We start from the raw sequence: 13,753 nt of genomic DNA on the forward strand, positions 1-13,753 counted from the left end.
GCAAAACTTATGAAAAGCAAGCATATCCGGTATTAGTCAGCCTTTCGGCTGGTTATCCCAAACATGGAGGTAGGTTATCTACGCGTTACTCACCCGTGCGCCACTCTACTCAAGTTCCGAAGAACTCTTTCGCGTTCGACTTGCATGTGTTAAGCACGCCGCCAGCGTTCGTTCTGAGCCAGGATCAAACTCTCCAGTTTATATCCTGACCAATCTTTCAAGATCGGACTTAACTTCTAAAAAATCTTTTTGAGTGCTGTGCACTCTTTGGCCCGCTTGTTTACTATTCAGTTTTCAAAGATCAAAGCCTCAACGAGGCCGTCCACGCTATGCGTTTTTGCTTCAGCGCGGAAGCTCAACTTAATCTATTTTTGTTTTTCCGTCAACAGAAAAGTTTTGCTTTTTGTTGTCTCGTTTGCGACGCTTTGTTGTCACGAGCAACGGGGCGGCAAAATACAGTACTTGGAGGTTCTTGTCAAAGATTTTTTTTTGAATTGAGTGAAAAAAAATAAAATGTGGTAAAAGCCGTCGTATTTCTCCAAACTGACATAGTGTTTGCCAGTGCGTCAGGTTTTATCGTAACATAAATCGTGTGTAAGCAAACACTGCTTTGAGTTATTGTAAACCGATTGACTTCAGTAGAACAACAGATGCAAGATATTAATACGAAATTACGCGCTATCCCAAAGGTTGATGAGTGTCTTCGCAGGCTGGAATCGCATTCGCAACTCGACCATATTCCATTGATGCAGAAAACCTATGCAATACGAAATTATCTTCAGTCACTCAGGCAGCGTTTGCTGGCCGATGACCCCTGTCCTGAGTTAGGTAAAGGTGAGGCACATTTTACCCAAGGTTTGGTTGGATATGTGCTATCCTCTGATAAGCCCAGGTTTCAACGTGTTGTTAACGGTAGTGGCGTGATTATTCATACAAACATGGGACGTTCGCTTTTGCCTCAGATCACTGTGGATATGCTTGCAAACGCTGCCAAATGGTACAGTAATCTTGAATTTGACCTGAAAACCGGTAAACGCGGCAGTCGTTATAGCCATGTTGAAGACCTCATTTGCCTGATAACAGGTGCTGAGGCTGCCCTGGTGGTCAACAATAATGCTGCTGCGGTGCTTATTGTTCTTGAGACTCTTGCAAAGCAACGTGAAGTAATTGTTTCCAGAGGACAACTGGTTGAAATAGGCGGTTCCTTTCGTATTCCTGAGGTTATGGAGAGAAGTGGAGCAAAGCTCGTGGAGGTCGGTGCAACCAATAGAACACATCTACGGGATTATGAAATTGCCATTAATGAACGTACAGGAGCGCTTTTACGTGTTCATTGCAGCAATTACCGTATTGTTGGATTTACCAAGGAGGTGAGTAATGAGGAATTGGTTGCCCTCGGTCATCAGCATTCACTTCCAGTAATAGAGGATTTGGGTTCAGGTTGCTTTGTTGACCTTAAGCAGTTTGGCCTGGAGCATGAACCTACTGTTCAGGAAGTTGTCAAGTCCGGCGTTGATGTAATAACTTTCAGTGGTGATAAACTTCTGGGTGGGCCACAAGCGGGAATTATTCTTGGAAAGAAAACATATATAGAAAAAATAAAACGTAACCCCCTCAATCGTGCTCTTCGAATTGATAAATTTACTTTGGCTGCGCTGGAGTCTGTACTGCGATTATATCGAGATGAGGAACGAGCCTTTCAGTTAATTCCAACTCTTGCCATGATTGCAGATCCCCTTGAGAGTTTGGCGAGTAAAGCTGAAGTTTGTATTGCTGCTTTAAAACAATCGGGTTTGTCCGGGTGTCGTTTTCAGGTAGTAGACAGCTATGCCAGGGTAGGGGGTGGGGCAATGCCTGAGCAGAGTTTAGCGAGTAAAGCTGTTGCTTTCACACCGGACTGCATGGGGCTTGTGGAATTTGAAAAACAACTGCGGGGTAGAGCAATTCCCATTATTGGTAGAATTGAAAATAGACAGTTGCTCATAGATATGCGCACCATTCAAGAAGATGAGATCTCTCTTGTGGTCCAGGCAATTTTTGAGATTTGTTCCGGGGTTGTAAATGAAAGAGAGGGATTGTGGGGCAATATAAAGAGAGTGTAGACCATTTTGAATTATTGGATTTTGTTTTGCTTCAGCCGGCTTTTGTGAGGCAGGTGCAAAGGGTATTTCCAGTATCAACCAGTGTGGAGTTTGTGTTTCATCATGATACTGTAGATTCTGGCTATGCCTCGCCAGTCCTTGAGGATAACCAGGTGGTATTTTTATTGCCCACTAAAGAGCAGGAAAGTGTTCTGGTACGTTGTTTCGATTATGATGTTATGCCATCTCAACTCGATGCAAATCAGCTCCAGAAATTGCAGGAAAGAATTCTATATGAATTGAACCTTGTACGGATGGCCTATATTGATCCTGTAAGTGGTATGTACAATCGACGTGCTTTACAGCTTTTTGAAACTGAAGGCGCAGAATACTCAGGAGCTTTTTTCCTTCTCCACATTGTTCCCGGTAGCCTGGCTTTACAGGCTACCACTTCACAGTATCTCAAGGTCCTTGAGGTTTTACACGGTCAAGGGCGTGGCTGCCGGTTTACTTTTGGCAGCAATCTGTTTGGAATGTTACTTTTTGAGACTGAACATGATGAAAATCTCCAGCTTGCCAGGCTATTGCTGAAAAGTTTAAAGCAGGAGCGTATCCGTCGGGTGCATATTGCACTATGTTGTACCAATTCTGGAAAGCATGTATTCACGAAGGCCTGGCAAGGAATATCGGAGGCAGAGCGTCGAGGTCCCTATGTTATATATGATTCCGCAGAACAATCGATCTGTCCATTTCGACAGCCTGAAAAAGAGATGCTGGCGAAATTACAGCATGCATGGAGGGGGTTGCAGGAGTTTTGGATCGTTGTCGCTGAATTGCAGGAAGAAGCTGACGTTGAGGCTGCTCTTGATGTAGTTGAAGGAGCTTTGAAGCCGCACCATTGTGCTCGGCTCCTTTGGGAGGGCAAAGGCTATTTTGTTGTACAGGGAGACTCTATCAGCTTGCCGGTAACCAAGCTTTCCGCTGCAAAAGAGGCACTTGCACGTACCGGAGTTGAAGGCGTTGGTGTGAGCCAGTGGCCGGGATTGGATACAAGAAAGAATCAGACAGTGGTAAATGCCCTTAAAGCATTACTGCATCGTACCTTTCTTGAACCTGGGACAACTGTGTGTTGCGACGCGCTCACTTTCAATATCAGTGGAGATTATTATTTTGAGCAAGGCGACTACAGGCTTGCTGCGAAAGAGTATAGGCTTGGCTTGCAGATGGATCCTGAGAATACCAATTTGCTTAATAGTCTCGGTGTGACCTTGACCGAGCTAAATCAGGCCAAGGGTGCTGCTAAGTGCTTTAAGGAGGTTCTCGCAAGGGATTCCCATAATTTTATGGCCCTTGTGAATTTAGGTTTTTTGCAAATGGCACAGGGAGATAAGGAACAGGCCCTTAGCCTGTTATCCAGAGGGTATTCTTGTGTGGAGAAGGAAAGTCATGTGGATGAAGAGCTGCTTCATTCGTTGAGTAGCTTGCTCATGGAAAAAGAGAACTATCCGCAAGCTGTAAAAGTGCTGAAGCGATGGGCTAAGCAATCTGGTAGTAATTTTCTGGTGTATCGTCTCCTTGGTATTAATTATTACAAAATGGCTGATTTCAGGCAAGCTTCTGTTGCCTGTCAACAGGCACTTAATATTTATCCCAATGATAATGTCAGTCTTAGTATCCTTGGTATGTGCTATGTTGAACTTGGAGAAGGGGTAGATATCGGAATACGTTTGTGTCGGCAAGCCATGGATTTGGATTCGGGTAATGCAGAGAATTGTATTCGTCTGGCTAAATGTTTGCTGGCTGCTTTACGCTGGGATGATGCGGTTCAGGCTTTACCACATCAGATTGGCGATCCTGTTCTCAAGTTTGAATCGTATATATTAAGGGCAAGAGTGCATCTGGAGAAAAAAGAAAACAGCGAAGCCATAATGCTTTTGAAAGGATTGAAAAAAAATAACAAGATTTCTTTAGAGCACAGGCAACAAGTGATAGAATTACTCAAGAGTATTGATGGAGAGTAAAAAAGGAGATCAGTTTTGAGCAAACAATTTGTTCACCGAGAAAAGCAGTATTGTCTTGATAATATGGAACGGGGTGATTCCTGGAGAATGTTTCGTATTTTGTCTGAGTTTGTCGAAGGGTTTGATACCATGTCTGGACTTAGTATGCCCGCTGTGACTATCTATGGCTCAGCAAGAACCCCAGAGACAAGCCCTGAATATATCACAGCCAGGGAGCTTGCTAAAAAACTGGCAACATTGGGGTATCCGATTATTACAGGCGGAGGCCCAGGGATAATGGAAGCCGCCAACAGAGGTGCTGCTGATGTCGGAGGACTGTCCATAGGGTTAAATATCGATCTGCCCCATGAACAGGAATCGAATCCATATGTTAATTTGCCTCTGGATTTCAGGTATTTTTTTGTCCGTAAAGTGATGTTTATGAAATATTCCATGGCTTTTATCTGTATGCCTGGCGGTTTCGGGTCTCTGGATGAGTTGTTTGAATCACTTACCCTTATACAAACACATAAGATTAAACCATTCCCTATAATACTTTTTGGATCATCTTTTTGGGGGGGATTAATTGATTGGATTCGAGAACAATTACTGAGCGGTGGTAGAATTTCGGAAGACGATCTCCTGCTTTTTGATGTTATGGACGATGTGGATGAAGTTGTACGATATATTCGCAAAACTCTTGTAATATGAGAGTGCTTTTGGATGGAATCAAGGAGTAGAGCATGGCTCAGATAGATGCATTTTTTAAATTGATGAATGATGAAGGTGCCTCGGATTTGCACATGATGGCAGGGCAGCAACCGGTCCTGCGTATTCGAGGTGATATGGAGCGGATCAAGTTCAAGACCATGGACGATGAAACGCTGAAACAGATGCTGTATGAGATTTGTCCTGAAGATAAAATAAAAATTTTTGAAGAAACCGGGGATATGGACTTTGGGTATGAAATTCCAGGTCTGGCCCGTTATCGTTGTAATTATTTCCAGCAAAAGTACGGGATAGGGGCCGTGTTCAGGGAAATCCCAAGCGATATTCTTACTGTGGATCAGCTCGGGCTGCCTAAAGTCGTTGCAAAACTGGCAAGCCTTCCCAAAGGCCTGGTTCTGGTGACAGGACCTACTGGTTCAGGTAAGTCTACAACGTTGGCCGCTATTCTTGATGAGTGTAATAAAACCAGGAAAGATCATATCCTGACCATTGAAGATCCCATAGAGTTTGTTCACAAGTCCCAGCAGTGCGTCATCAACCATCGTGAAGTGGGAACGCATACCAAAACATTTACAGCAGCCCTCAGGGGGGCATTGCGTGAAGATCCGGATATTATTCTGGTTGGCGAGCTTCGTGATCTTGAGACTATCTCTCTGGCTATGGAAGCGTCCATGACAGGTCATTTGGTTTTTGGAACTCTGCATACGATGAATGCCATGAAAACAGTTGATCGTGTGGTTGAGGTATTCCCGGCCAATCAGCAAGGTCAGGTTCGTTCAACGTTGGCAGACGCACTCAAAGCAGTGGTGTCTCAGACACTTTTTAAAAGGGTAGATGTAAAGGGCAGGGTGGCAGCACTTGAAATACTCATTTGTACTCCAGCCGTACGTAACCTCATTCGTGAGTCAAAAACATATCAAATACCGTCGGTTATGCAGACCGGAAAAAAATACGGTATGCAAACGTTGGATGACGCTATCATGGCTCATCTTGAGAAAAAAAGAATTAGTGCAGAGGATGCCTATTCCAACTGTATTGAAAAAGCGAAATTTGCTAAATTTCTCAAAAAGAATCCTGTGGACTTTACAGAAATTTAATATTTTCCGTGTTTCTGAGGTGTAATCGCCAGGTAACTGATCGCAATTCGTAACTAACTGAAAGAATAGTATTGTTAATCCCGTGATCAGTTACATCGCCTGGTATTTGATATAACGATACAAAACTCTTTTCTGCTTTTCATTCAGGTCCAGAAAACGTGCCCCTGTGACAAGTTTGGGAACAGGCATTTGCATGTTTTCTGGAGCGTGTTCGTATGTCGATAAGACTTCTATGGGGAGTTTTTCTAAAAGCGAGCCATCATCACAGCAATAGAGATCGATGTGTAGAGTTTGATTTTTCTGTAGACACAGATCGAAATTGCAGTCAAAACAGATCCCACCTTCACTTATGTTTTCTATGCGGGAATACTGAGTTTTTTTTCCGGGGATTTTCATGACAAATGTTCTTGGGAGCGTGACCCGCTGATGTCTGCGCAGGTCATATACCATTGTACAGATGCTGAAGGAAAGGAGTTTTTCCCCGCAATTGTTACACCTCAGTCTCGACGAAAAAGGGATTCTGCGAATCCAATTGTCACTTGGTATACGTTTGAGATCAGATCGTTCGCCGCATTGGGGACATTTTTTTCCTAAGATGACCATAAGTTAATGTATAACCAGGGGTATCTGTTGAGCACGTTGTCGTATAGCGATGATTGATAATTATATCCATTAAATATGTACACAGATTTTGAATGTTTTTCAAGGTGCTGGTGAACTGCTGGACTTATATTTTTAGTGATTACTTATTACTGTAGAGAATATTCTCTTTATAATCATATAATTGCATGTGGTTGTCACTGATATTGCAGCGCATGGTCCCGGAAATTGCTGTTGTTGTGAATGGAATGGAGAGTTTTTTCCAAAGGGCGACATTTCGTGGTGCCGGTAATCGATCCCGTTTAGCAAATCCGGAAGAAACGATGATGAATTTTGGTGATATTGTCTGCAGTAAATGACGACTTGTTGATGTCGTGCTACCGTGATGTGGCGCAACAAGTATGGTTGCGGCAGGAAGTGTCTGTTGGTTGAACAGCGCTTCTACGGACTTCGTAATATCTCCAGGCAATAGTATTGATGCGGAGGAGCCTGTTTGTAATAGTAATACCAGGCTGTTATCGTTTGTAGAGGTCTGTTTTGTTTCCGTCAATCCAGGGGTTCCCAGGCATAGCAAGGTATCTGTGCTGCCTTGATGCGCTCGTTCTCCTTTGCTTAACGACCTAATTTGCACTCCTTTCTCCTTTGCTTTGGTAAGCAGTCGAAGATAGCGCCATTCGTTGGTTTTTTGACCATTAATGTACAGTGTCTCCGGTGGATACTGATCGAGAAGATACGGTATGCCGTTGTAGTGATCACTGTGTGGGTGGGATATGACGAAAGTCTTGATTTTCCATATCCTCCTTTTTCGTAAAAACGGTGCTATGACTGCTTCCCCAACATTATACTTGGCTGATTGTTTCCCTCCGGCATCAATGAGTATGTTGGTTCCATCCTGTAATTCCAGAAGGGTTGAACTACCCTGCCCAACATCGATGAAATGAACTATGCTGCCAGAGCGTGAGGCTGGGTTCCATAAGGTATAGGTGAAAGAGTATAAAAGTAATGATGCTCCAATGGTTTGACTGATTATTTTCCAAGGCAGGGATAGAGAACGGATAAAAGTAAGGCTCAACAGGGTATAATAGCCTGCAATTTCCCACCAGGCCGGGCTGATCGTCCAGATTGAAGCAATCGGCAGTTGTGAGCCAAAGGAGAGAATATAATCACTTATGTAAAATCCAAACTCGCCGAGATGCAGCAGCGAAAGTGCTGCTTGGGGGAACATGTAGGAAAGCGGAAGGGCTGTTAAACCGAGAGGCAGTGCCCAAAAACAGAGTAATGGTTCTACCAGCAGGTTGACCATCGGGCCGATTAGAGAGATGCGCCCAAAGTGAGTTAACATAATAGGCAGGGTGGCCAGAGTAGCGCAAACTGAGATGAAAATTGCCATGGGCGGTAGAAGTAACAATGCCTTCCAGGGATAATTTTTTTTAAAAGCAAGCCACTTGGGGCCGATTTTTCTGGTAACAAGCACTATACCGAGCACTGCCATAAATGATAGTTGGAACGATGCTGTTGCCAGGGCAAGGGGAGATATGATCAAAACCAGCAGAGCTGCAGCTGCAATAAGGTGAATCGGAGACGTAAAGCGTTTGAGTAGTATGGCATATGTAGCAAGTATCGCCATGATAAGTGCTCGAAAAACAGGGAGGTTCATGCCTGCGATAAAACTGTAGGCCAAAAGAGCGGGTACGGTTAAGGTCAAGGCCAGGGATGGCACATGTGTGTGAAGTAACAGCCAGTGGGAACGCTTGAGCCAGAACATGAGAAAAAAAGTCATTCCCGCAGCAAGCAGACCAAGATGCAACCCACTGATAGCGAGAATGTGAAGCACGCCCCCTATTTTGAATTTTTCCAGTGTTTCCTTAGATACGTTTGCTCTATATCCAAGGAGGAGAGCCTGGTAGAGGCTTGCGCTTTCTCGGTCAAGATTGCTGGCAAAAAAAAACGTGAAGTGTTGGCGAAGTTGCTCGGGAAAATACCTGATTCTATCAAAGAGCGAAGTATCTGTACGTTGTATCGGTTCTATGAGCGTTGGTTTGGAAATCCATCCTGTAATAAAGATATCCTTTTCAGCAAGGTATCTGGCATAGTTGAATGTCCCAGGAGTTTTTCGCGGGCGTACCTGTGAGATTGTGGCCACTGTTATAAGTGAGGTCCCTGCCTGTATCTGCTGGTCAAGTTGTGCGCGGATGGCAAGTCGTACTTTACCTTCAATGGGGATGAATTTTTTTGAACCCTGATTCACATGTTTCATCATCTGACTCACCGCAAGTACCAGGCTGCTTTTTTCACCATCATACACAACCATGGATGTCACAGTGCCAATCAGAGTGACCTTTGTCTTTTGGTGTATATGGTTTGCCAGATGACCTGTGGACTTTGTGTGGAGAGTCCTCTTTTCCACCATGGCGTACCCTAATGCAGCAAAGGCAAGTAGAAGGACAACAAGAGATACTTTTATATCTGCAAACAGATGAGTAAACAGGCCCGCAACCAGGAGAAGCAAGGTTATGAGAAAAAGATGTGGGACCGCAAATGTCGTCTCAGTTTGCAGGGCTATTGCAATTCCCGTTGCGTAAGCGCATGTTACGAAAATAAGAAGATTGTTTCTGCAGAGGTCTACCCCTCTTGGTATAAGATGTTTCACTCTGCAACTTCAGTTTTGCGACGGGAGGAGCGCTGTTATCTCAACCATGAGCCGTTCAACAGCACCCCGGTGTGAAATCACCCATTTCTGAGCATGCTCTCCCATTAATGTACGTGTATCCTTGTCATCGAGCAGCCTGTGTACACATGTCATGAGGTCTGAAGAAGAGGTTAGCTGTAAAGCAGCATTACTTTTGGTAAGGCTGTGGGCAATTTCAGAAAAATCATCCATGTGCTGCCCAAAAAGAATCGCTTTACCATGGACAGCGGCTTCCAGAGGATTATGGCCCCCACAGGGGACGAGGCTGCCTCCAATGAAAACCAGATCAGCCGCCCTGTAGAGATCAGCCAGTTCCCCAATGGTGTCCAGAAGTAAAACATCAAACAATTTTTTTCTAGAGAGTTCTGTGCGTTTCAGACTTGTCAGGCCTCTTTTCTGGCAGAGTCCTTTCACTGCATCGGCCCGTTCTGTATCTCTCGGTGCAATGATTAACGTGGTGGGTAATTGCTCATGTATATGTTCGTAAGCTGCAAGTATTGGTTCTTCTTCTCCAGGATGAGTGGAACCGCATATCCAGATAAGTTTATTCTCAGGAAGAAAAAACTTCTGAAGGAGGGATTGAGGTAGCGATTGATGAGCTTGAACCTTCGGTATGGCGATGTCGACTTTTAAGTTGCCTAAAGTCCGTATTCTTTCAGGGGGGATACCAAGGCTTATCATAGATTTGGCATCCTGTTCCGTTTGCATGCAGAGTAACGAGAAGCATGAAAATAAAGGGGTGAAAAAACAGCGAAACCTGTGATAGTTTTTTGCTGATTTGGCAGAAATTCTTCCGTTAACCAAGACAACTGGAATGTGTTTGTGTTTCAGGGTAAGCAGCCAGTTTGGCCAAAAATCCGTTTCAATGAGAATGAACAGATCCGGCTGCAGTGTGTTGATGAAATGTCTTATTGTAAAAAAAATATCAAGAGGAGATGCAAGGATGACATCAGCGTATGGACGCATGATGCGTTGTGCCAGTTGCCCTCCAGAGCGGGTAGTGGAGGTAAAGATTATTACCGCCTCTGGAAATTGTTTTCTTGTCTGTTTAATTAAAGGCAGAGCTGAAGTCGTCTCACCTACAGAGAGCGCGTGTACCCAGAATACAGGGTGAATACATTGCTTCTCTTTAGAAATGTGTAATTGGGATAAATCTAATCCCAGTCGTTGCTTGATACGCGAACGATATTTTTTTTTGGACAGTGAAACAAGAAGTATCCCTGGTAAAAGAATCGGGGAAAGAAGTAATTGCAGGAAATTATACAATAGGTACAAGTGCTTTCTCTCGTAATTGTTATGTGCTTAACCACTCAGAGTGAACGTGATCATTCAGCGATCCACCTGGCTTGGGTTTGACCCTATATTCTACGCCAGCCTGCTTGCGAAAAAAGCAGGCAACCTGTAAGCAGCTACAAAATAAAGGGGAGTGTTCAAACGTAGGGTCACGGAAAAAATAAATTATTCAATCTTGCTTGTCTCTCAACTCGGTAATGTCATAGTGTCAATGGCTCAATACGGCCGGTATGGAACCATTGACGCTACAATGTTACCAAACCGATATCCTTCGCAATTTTGGGATATTTATTATTTTCCGCGATCCTTAGGATACTCCCCCCTATGGGATGTTATGTTTTCAGCAGCAATTAATGCGTGTGGCTGTGGCTATAGAGATAACGCATTATGCAACAGATTACTAATATCTGTTCAATATAAACGTTGAAGAGAGGAGGCCTTAAATACAGCTACAACGTTACATCCTTCAGTAAGATTCATTTCAAGAACCGAACGGGGGACTATTTGGGCTACCAATGATTGTCCCTGGCAGTTCAATTCCACGCCCACTCTGTTGCGGACCTGAAACATCTTTTTCACTGTACAGGGGAGCATGTTGCGGGCGCTGGTTGCCTGCGGGTGCTTTTTGAATAACAGAATGTCACGGGCGTCAAGTTCGAATTGTCCGGGGCCGGGATTGTCCTCTTTTACGAGTGTGAGAGGAACTGTTCCCCACCTATATTCGAGGAGATCGTCAACCGTTTTCGGAGATGAAAGGTCCAGCATATTGACATACCCTTGACCTTCCAATCCCATAAAGTCCCGTGCCATTTCTTCGGTGCGAAGCGTATTCTTGACACAGCCCTGCTGTACTATAAGTACTTGGTCAGTCATTAATCGCATTTCTCGTATACTATGGCTGATAAACAGCATGGGGATATTAAATTCTTCAAAAACTTTGTTCAGGTGAGGGATAATCTGATACTTTAACTGGCCGTCAAGCCCTGTGAGGGGCTCATCCAGTAAGATAAGGTGAGGACTGGCCAAAATGGTTCTGCCCAGGGCAACACGCTGGCGTTCACCGCCGGAAAGCCTTGTAACATTGCGACGAAGCAGGGGAGATAAATGTAAGGCCTGGATGAGGTGCGTCGGATCAATATGCCGTTCATCCCGAGGAGTGCGTTTTAATCCGTAGAAAAGGTTTTTTTCAACACTCATATGCGGGAAGAGATGCGCGTGCTGAAAAACGACACCCACCCGTCGAGCTTCCGGAGGAAGGTTGATTCCGGCAGTACTGTCAAAAAGGGTCTTGCCATTAAGCCTGATATATCCTTTATCAGGATTGAGCAGGCCCGCGATCATGTTCATCAGGGTGGATTTCCCGCTGCCAGAAGGACCGAACACCCCACATCTGGCTTTCTGAAGCGAACATTGCAAATGGCAACTGAATTCAGGGAATTTTTTTGAAACATCGATTTCCAGCTGCATCTCTAGCTCCTGGCCATGGTTCTATTGATTGTTTCCCCGACAAGCAGGACAACAAAACTCAATGCGATGGAAACAACACAAAGGGAAAGTGCCATCCTGTCGCCTCCTGGTGAAGAGGTATACTGATAAATGGCCAGGGGAATGGTTTGGGTAACCCCCGGTATATTTCCAGCCAGAACGATGGTAGCTCCGAATTCACCCAGGCTGCGTGCAAACATGAGCGTCATTCCGGCAAGTATTGCTCTGCCTGAAAGTGGAAGGACAATGGTGAGTACGGTGTCCCACCAGCGAGCGCCGAGAGTTCTTGATGCCTGCAGGTAATGTCGATCAATGGATTCCATTCCAAGGCGTATGGAGCGTACAAGTAATGGAAAACCCACCACTGAAGAAGCTATGATGGCGCCTGTCAGCGTGAAAATTACTTGAATGTTCAAGTCTTTAAGATGACTTCCTATCCAGCCGTTACGGCCAAAAAGAAGAAGAAGGAGGTAACCGATGACAACCGGCGGAAGGACCAGCGGCAGGTTGATAATTCCTTCGAGAATCGCCTTACCCGGAACTCTGGTAAAAGCGAGAACATAAGCAATGGCAAATCCAACGGGCAATGATATCAGGGTTGCCGTAGTTGCCACCTGGAGAGAAAGCAGGATTGCCTGATAATCCTGTGGAGATAACGTAAGCATGGATACAGCACTAACTTTATACGTTGATTTTTATAGATTTACCTGAGTCAGAAAGTGTTCCCGCCAAGCTTTCATATGGTTTGCAGGGGTGAAGAACAATTGCCTTATCGAGATTCAACAATGCCATCGATCAGGTGTTACAATATTGCTATATACTTGTTGGTACATGGCATTGTTGCCAGTCTTTATGGATATATACCCGGTAGCTTTTTACTACAGCAAGTAACATTTGTAAGAAAAAAGAGAAATGTCACCATATACCTGCAGTTTTTCAATTGCCAGGGAGCTTTATATGGTGCTTACGGCCACCCTGACAGGGGGCCGTAAGCGTTGTGGTAGTTACTTGAAAGGGGTTATTCAGCTGGTTGGAAACCATACTTTTTCAAAATATTCGTAGCCTGGTCGGATTGCATGAACGTTAAAAACGCTTGTGCTGTAGCTTTGCCTGCTCCGGAAACCGTAAGGCCCATGGGGTATGCGACTTTATCGTAAAGTTGGTCTGGAACAGTAAATACAATTTTAGCATGTTGGGCAAGGAGGGCATCTGTTCGGTAAACAAAAGCACCATCAACTTCTCCGCGGTCAGCATATAAGAGGGCCTGGCGCACATCTTTTGCCAACATCAGTTTATTATTCTCCTGAAGAGGAGCAAATACATGCGCAGCTTCCATTGCCTGTTTTGCATATTGGCCAGCAGGAACACTTTCCGGGGTACCAATGGCAATACGCTTAAGCGTAGCCAGAGCTTCCATTGAATCAATGGATATATTCGGCTCACCGACAAAAACAAGCTTGTTGAATGCAAAAATTCGATCTGTATTTGCTGCGATCATGTTTTTCTCTTTCAGGAACTTCATCCATTTTGGATTTGCTGAAACATACAGGTCAGCAGGTGCTCCCTGATCAATCTGTTTGGCCAGAGAGCCAGAACTTGCGTAGTTGGGCAGCAGGGTGGCGTCCGGGTGCTCTGTCTTGAATGTGCTGATTAATTCGTTAAAGGCGTCGGTCATGCTTGCCGCTACTGAGAGGTAGACCGTATCTGCAGCAAGTGCAGATCCTGTAAAAGTAAAAAATGCCAGAACAATGCTAAGAAAAAAACGTTTCATGATTAAAA

At 44.6% G+C, this 13,753-nt stretch carries 10 protein-coding genes and 1 rRNA gene; 4 read left to right on the forward strand and 7 right to left on the reverse strand.

The features are described 5' to 3' along the window. Nucleotides 1-200 (reverse strand): 16S ribosomal RNA (locus G493_RS0122805); the annotation flags it as partial. Nucleotides 201-650: 450 nt separating this feature from the next. Here G493_RS0122805 and selA point away from each other — a divergent pair. The 4 genes from selA to G493_RS0122825 all read left to right on the forward strand — a co-directional run bounded on the left by selA (nt 651) and on the right by G493_RS0122825 (nt 5,907). After that, nucleotides 651-2,102 carry an L-seryl-tRNA(Sec) selenium transferase gene (gene selA, locus G493_RS30895; RefSeq protein ID WP_051309816.1) on the forward strand — a complete coding sequence of 484 codons (1,452 nt, stop codon included), beginning with the start codon at nt 651-653 and terminating at the stop codon, nt 2,100-2,102. After that, on the forward strand, nt 2,078-4,102 hold the full coding sequence (locus G493_RS0122815; protein ID WP_028582207.1) for a tetratricopeptide repeat-containing diguanylate cyclase: 2,025 nt from the start codon (nt 2,078-2,080) through the stop codon (nt 4,100-4,102). The genes selA and G493_RS0122815 overlap by 25 nt, the downstream gene beginning before the upstream one ends. Before the next feature lie 63 nt (nt 4,103-4,165). Beyond that, on the forward strand, nt 4,166-4,792 hold the full coding sequence (locus G493_RS0122820; protein WP_051309875.1) for an LOG family protein: 627 nt from the start codon (nt 4,166-4,168) through the stop codon (nt 4,790-4,792). Nucleotides 4,793-4,824: 32 nt separating this feature from the next. Further along, entirely contained in the window at nt 4,825-5,907 is a 1,083-nt protein-coding gene (locus G493_RS0122825) for a type IV pilus twitching motility protein PilT (RefSeq protein ID WP_028582209.1), read from the forward strand. A 90-nt stretch (nt 5,908-5,997) separates the two neighbouring features. Here the strand turns inward: G493_RS0122825 and G493_RS33225 are convergent, their stop codons facing one another. The 6 genes from G493_RS33225 to modA form a co-directional block, all read right to left on the reverse strand. Next, a complete protein-coding gene (locus G493_RS33225; protein ID WP_084813730.1) occupies nt 5,998-6,510 on the reverse strand; it encodes a PilZ domain-containing protein in 513 nt (170 codons plus the stop codon). Between the two features lie 139 nt (nt 6,511-6,649). Beyond that, on the reverse strand, nt 6,650-9,157 hold the full coding sequence (locus tag G493_RS0122835) for a DNA internalization-related competence protein ComEC/Rec2 (RefSeq protein WP_028582211.1): 2,508 nt from the start codon (nt 9,155-9,157) through the stop codon (nt 6,650-6,652). 9 nt (nt 9,158-9,166) lie between these two features. Then, the gene (locus G493_RS30900) at nt 9,167-10,471 is read right to left on the reverse strand and encodes a 3-deoxy-D-manno-octulosonic acid transferase (RefSeq protein ID WP_051309818.1); all 1,305 of its coding nucleotides are present in this window, start codon (nt 10,469-10,471) and stop codon (nt 9,167-9,169) included. A gap of 429 nt (nt 10,472-10,900) precedes the next feature. After that, nucleotides 10,901-11,956 carry a molybdenum ABC transporter ATP-binding protein gene (gene modC, locus G493_RS0122845; protein WP_028582212.1) on the reverse strand — a complete coding sequence of 352 codons (1,056 nt, stop codon included), beginning with the start codon at nt 11,954-11,956 and terminating at the stop codon, nt 10,901-10,903. Nucleotides 11,957-11,958: 2 nt separating this feature from the next. Beyond that, a complete protein-coding gene (modB, locus tag G493_RS0122850) occupies nt 11,959-12,639 on the reverse strand; it encodes a molybdate ABC transporter permease subunit (protein WP_028582213.1) in 681 nt (226 codons plus the stop codon). Nucleotides 12,640-12,992: 353 nt separating this feature from the next. Beyond that, a complete protein-coding gene (modA, locus tag G493_RS0122855) occupies nt 12,993-13,745 on the reverse strand; it encodes a molybdate ABC transporter substrate-binding protein (protein WP_028582214.1) in 753 nt (250 codons plus the stop codon). Nucleotides 13,746-13,753: the final 8 nt, after the last annotated feature.

This window comes from Desulfogranum japonicum DSM 18378, from assembly GCF_000429945.1.
GTDB classification, from domain to species: domain Bacteria; phylum Desulfobacterota; class Desulfobulbia; order Desulfobulbales; family Desulfobulbaceae; genus Desulfogranum; species Desulfogranum japonicum.

Coding starts and splice junctions, on each gene's coding strand:
- selA (WP_051309816.1), top strand. CDS start 651: ATGCAAGATATTAATACGAAATTACGCGCTATCCCAAAGGTTGATGAG.
- G493_RS0122825 (WP_028582209.1), top strand. CDS start 4,825: ATGGCTCAGATAGATGCATTTTTTAAATTGATGAATGATGAAGGTGCC.
- modB (WP_028582213.1), bottom strand. CDS start 12,639: ATGCTTACGTTATCTCCACAGGATTATCAGGCAATCCTGCTTTCTCTC.
- modC (WP_028582212.1), bottom strand. CDS start 11,956: ATGCAGCTGGAAATCGATGTTTCAAAAAAATTCCCTGAATTCAGTTGC.
- G493_RS33225 (WP_084813730.1), bottom strand. CDS start 6,510: ATGGTCATCTTAGGAAAAAAATGTCCCCAATGCGGCGAACGATCTGAT.
- modA (WP_028582214.1), bottom strand. CDS start 13,745: ATGAAACGTTTTTTTCTTAGCATTGTTCTGGCATTTTTTACTTTTACA.
- G493_RS0122820 (WP_051309875.1), top strand. CDS start 4,166: ATGGAACGGGGTGATTCCTGGAGAATGTTTCGTATTTTGTCTGAGTTT.